The sequence below is a fragment of the Aquificaceae bacterium genome (assembly GCA_037722135.1).
In the GTDB taxonomy this organism is placed as follows: Bacteria; Aquificota; Aquificia; order Aquificales; family Aquificaceae; genus Pampinifervens; species Pampinifervens sericum.
The window spans coordinates 1-3834 of record JBBKAW010000066.1 but is presented as its reverse complement, the minus strand read 5'-3'; the positions used below and the strand labels follow the sequence as shown (position 1 = coordinate 3834).

Annotated in this window: 5 protein-coding genes; all 5 read left to right on the top strand. The window is 42.9% G+C overall.

All coding sequences use genetic code 11. From position 1 onward, the window contains the following. A partial coding sequence (locus tag WKI49_04735; protein MEJ7621803.1) for a Uma2 family endonuclease occupies nucleotides 1-227 on the top strand: 227 nt, incomplete at its 5' end. A gap of 12 nt (nucleotides 228-239) precedes the next feature. Further along, nucleotides 240-1439, top strand: a complete 1200-nt coding sequence (locus WKI49_04730; protein ID MEJ7621802.1) for an argininosuccinate synthase — start codon at nucleotides 240-242, stop codon at nucleotides 1437-1439. Nucleotides 1440-1449: 10 nt separating this feature from the next. Next, nucleotides 1450-2106: a type I 3-dehydroquinate dehydratase gene (gene aroD, locus WKI49_04725; GenBank protein MEJ7621801.1), complete on the top strand. Its 657-nt coding sequence runs from the start codon at nucleotides 1450-1452 to the stop codon at nucleotides 2104-2106. Nucleotides 2107-2213: 107 nt separating this feature from the next. Beyond that, a complete protein-coding gene (locus tag WKI49_04720) occupies nucleotides 2214-3329 on the top strand; it encodes a cytochrome-c peroxidase (GenBank protein ID MEJ7621800.1) in 1116 nt (371 codons plus the stop codon). A 48-nt stretch (nucleotides 3330-3377) separates the two neighbouring features. After that, nucleotides 3378-3824 carry a hypothetical protein gene (locus WKI49_04715; protein ID MEJ7621799.1) on the top strand — a complete coding sequence of 149 codons (447 nt, stop codon included), beginning with the start codon at nucleotides 3378-3380 and terminating at the stop codon, nucleotides 3822-3824. The last annotated feature ends 10 nt before the right edge of the window (nucleotides 3825-3834 follow it).

The following is a 3834-nucleotide window of genomic DNA, read 5'->3' as shown; positions in this document are numbered from 1 at the left end:
TTGAGATAGTCTCACCATCAAGCAGGCAAATGGATGAGGGGTTGAAGTTTGAACTGTGTGAGAGAGAAGGTGTTAAATACTTTGTGCTTGTTTATCCTGACGAGAAAGCAGTGAAGGTCTTTGAGCTTTCTAAGGGTAGGTATGTGGAGAAGCATAGTATGAAGTTTAGTTTCGGAGGTTGCCAATTAGAAATTGACCTTACAAAAGCCTTTGAGAGGCTAAGATGATATAATAGACCTATGCCAAAAAGAGTAATACTTGCCTATTCTGGTGGGCTTGACACTTCTGTAATAGTTAGATGGTTAACTGATAGAGGCTATGAGGTTATAACCTACACGGCGGACGTAGGGCAAGGTGAAGAGCTTTCTGAAATACCTCAAAAGGCGAAGGCTTCTGGTGCAGTAGAGGCTATAGTAGAAGACCTAAAGGAGGAGTTTGCAAGGGAGTATTGTCTACCAACCCTTAGGGCTTTGGCTCTCTATGAGGGTAAATATCCTCTAACCGCAAGCCTTTCAAGACCCCTCATAGCCAAAAAGTTGGTAGAATACGCAGAAAAGTTTAATGCGGACTATGTGGCACATGGCTCTACTGGAAAGGGCAATGACCAAGTGAGGTTTGAGCTATCCGTTTGGGCTCTAAACCCAGACCTTGAGGTGCTCGCACCAGTGAGAGAGTGGGAATTTCGTTCAAGGGAAGAAGAGGTTGAATATGCTCTCAAGCATCGCATACCCGTAAAGGCTACAAAGGACAAACCCTATTCCATAGATAAGAACCTTTGGGGCATATCCATAGAATGTGGTCCATTAGAGGACCCTTGGACTGAACCACCAGAAGATGCCTTTGAGTGGACCCTTTCACCTCAAAAAGCACCAGAAGAGCCAGAGTATGTGGAGATAAGTTTTGAAAAAGGAGTGCCTATCGCCATAAACGGAGAGAGGTTTGAAAAACTAAGTGAACTTATCCTTAGACTAAATACTATAGCAGGAAGACATGGAGTTGGACGCATAGACATTGTGGAAAACAGGCTTGTGGGAATAAAAAGCAGAGAAGTTTACGAAGCTCCGGGAGCAACAGTGCTTTACGAAGCTTACAGAGACCTGCTCTCCTTGGTGCTTGACAGATTTACTTTCCACTATTTCCTAACCCATATCCCACATGAGTATGCAAAGGTAGTATATGAAGGTCTATGGTTTTCACCTCTTAGGGACGCAATGGACGCTTTTAATTCCACCCTTGCGGAGTATGTAAATGGCAAGGTTATGCTTAAGCTATACAAAGGACATGTGCAGGTAGTAGGCAGGAGCTCACCCAACAGTCTATATGTGGAAGATTTGGCAACGTATTCTGAAAAGGATGCCTTTGACCACAAGGCAGGTGCCAACTTTACAAAGGTGTTTGGTTTGCCATTGAAAGTTTTAGGGAGAGTGAGAAGAAGGTAAAATATATCTTATGCTCATAGCAGTTCCTCTTGCAGACAAAAACTTTGAGGAGAATCTAAGACTCTGCAAAGAAAAGGGTGCGGACATAATAGAGCTTAGAGTTGACCTTTTTGAAAATAGAGACCCTCAGTTTGTGCTTGAATGTGTGGAAAGGGTTCAAAGGGAGGGTCTAAAGACCATTCTTACAGTGAGAAGTCAAAGGGAAGGTGGCTCACAGGTTGAAAATAGGTTGGAGATTTTCAGAAAGGTTGCTCCATACAGCGATTACACAGACATAGAGCTTTCCTCTCAAGATATCATCTCTCAGGTCAGGGACATAGTAAAGACCGCAGGGAAAAAACTAATAATCTCCTACCATAACTTTGAGCTTACGCCTGCCAACTGGATACTAAGGGAAGTATTTAGAGAAGCAAGAAGGTGGGATGCGGATATCGTAAAGATTTCTGTAAAGGCAAACTCCTATCAAGATACCGCAAGGCTTTTGTGTCTTGGTAAAGAAGAAGAAGGAGAAAAAATCCTAATTGCCATGGGTGAATATGGAAAGGTTTCAAGGGTTGCGGGTTTTGTCTTTGGGTCTGTTATAAGCTATGCCTTTGTAGGTTCTGCGGTAGCACCTGGACAGTTGAGCCTTGAGGAGATGGTGAAGATAAGAAGTCTTTTCTTCTGATTCTAAAGAATATCTACCTATAAAACTCTCTTGCAAATTTTTCGCAGAAGTATTATAATCTAGATCATATATAGCTGTATAAAAGAATCTTATAAGGAGGTAAAGGCATGAAGAAAGTGTTGTTAAGTGCGGTATTGGTTGGAGCGGTAGTTGCGGGTGCTGGTGTTTATGCCCAAAGCAAAGGTAAGGCTCAAGCTCCTCAGCCGAAGGATGAAGATGCACAGCTTCTTGAACTAGCAAGACAGTTTTTCCAACCTCTACCCGAAGTGGTGGATAACCCAGCAAACCCAATAACAAAAGAAAAAGTAGAACTTGGTAAGATGCTTTTCTATGATCCAAGACTTTCAAAGAGTGGTTTGATAAGTTGTAATACCTGCCATAACCTGGCAACCTACGGTGTGGATAACCTGCCTACTTCCATAGGTCATGGTTGGGCTATTGGTCCAAGGAATGCGCCCTCCGTATACAATGCAGCATTGCATATTGCTCAATTTTGGGATGGAAGGGCAAAGGATGTGGAAGAGCAAGCTCTCGGTCCGATACTTAATCCTATAGAGATGGCTATGCCTTCTGAAAAGGAAGTGATTGAAAGGCTAAGGTCTATTCCAGAATATGTGGAAATGTTCAAAAAAGCTTTTCCTAATGACAAAGAACCACTCAGATTTGAAAACATAGGTAAGGCTATAGGAGCTTTTGAGAGAACTTTGCTGACACCCTCAAGGTTTGATGAGTTTCTCAAAGGCAATACAAAGGCTCTAACTGCAGAAGAAAAGAAGGGTCTAAGACTTTTCATTGAAGTTGGCTGTGTAGCATGCCACTCTGGACCTGCGGTAGGTGGAAATGCCTTCTTTAAGTTTGGTCAGTTTGTAGACTATTGGAAGGCAACCGCACCATACGTGACTCTTGATAAACCCACCATACTCGTTGACCTTGGAAGGTTTACTGTTACTAAGAAGGAAGAAGACATGTTTGTATTCAAATCTCCCTCTCTTAGAAACGTAGAAAAAACCTATCCTTACTTCCATGATGGAAGTGTCTGGAGCCTTGAGGATGCAGTCAAGATAATGGCGGAAACACAACTCGGAAGGAAGCTAACAGAGGAGGAAACGCGTTATATAGTAGCCTTCCTCAAATCACTTACCGGTCAGATACCAAAACACGCCCTTGAAGTGCCTGTCCTTCCTGCATCAACGGACAAAACACCAAGACCTCAAGCAAAGTAAGGAAGGCTCGGGGGTCCGAATGGACCCCTTCAGCTTATAATAAAAGCCATGATGATTGTTGTGTTTCTAATACTCTTCATAGTTGCGGTATCTTACCCTCAGACCTTAGACAGGCAGTTTTTTGAATTTGAGAGTCTCTTACAGAAGAATGCCCTAAGATACAAAAAGCAGACGCGCGCAGACGAAGTAATTTACGCCCACAGAAACCTCACCTTACGCGTAGAAAAGTCCAACAACAGGGTCTATGGCTTGAGTGCATGGATAGTTCCAAGAAGGGATTACAGAGAAAATAAACAGACACTTGACTTTCTATCTTCTGCGGTAAGAGTGTTTTGCAAGGCAAAGGACCACGAAGTAAGCAGGTTTGTGGAGACCATTTCTTACTCTATAACCCATACAAAAAGCACTTCTATAGATGTGGGGACATGCAAAGGTGAACTTCGCCATGTGATTGCGATGATGAGTTGGGAACTTCTCTTAAGGTTAGATAGATGATTACACGAAC

Bases quoted from the DNA above. Each gene is read 5' to 3' on its own strand.
- WKI49_04715 (MEJ7621799.1), top strand. From the start codon at position 3,378: ATGATGATTGTTGTGTTTCTAATACTCTTCATAGTTGCGGTATCTTAC.
- WKI49_04720 (MEJ7621800.1), top strand. From the start codon at position 2,214: ATGAAGAAAGTGTTGTTAAGTGCGGTATTGGTTGGAGCGGTAGTTGCG.
- aroD (MEJ7621801.1), top strand. From the start codon at position 1,450: ATGCTCATAGCAGTTCCTCTTGCAGACAAAAACTTTGAGGAGAATCTA.
- WKI49_04730 (MEJ7621802.1), top strand. From the start codon at position 240: ATGCCAAAAAGAGTAATACTTGCCTATTCTGGTGGGCTTGACACTTCT.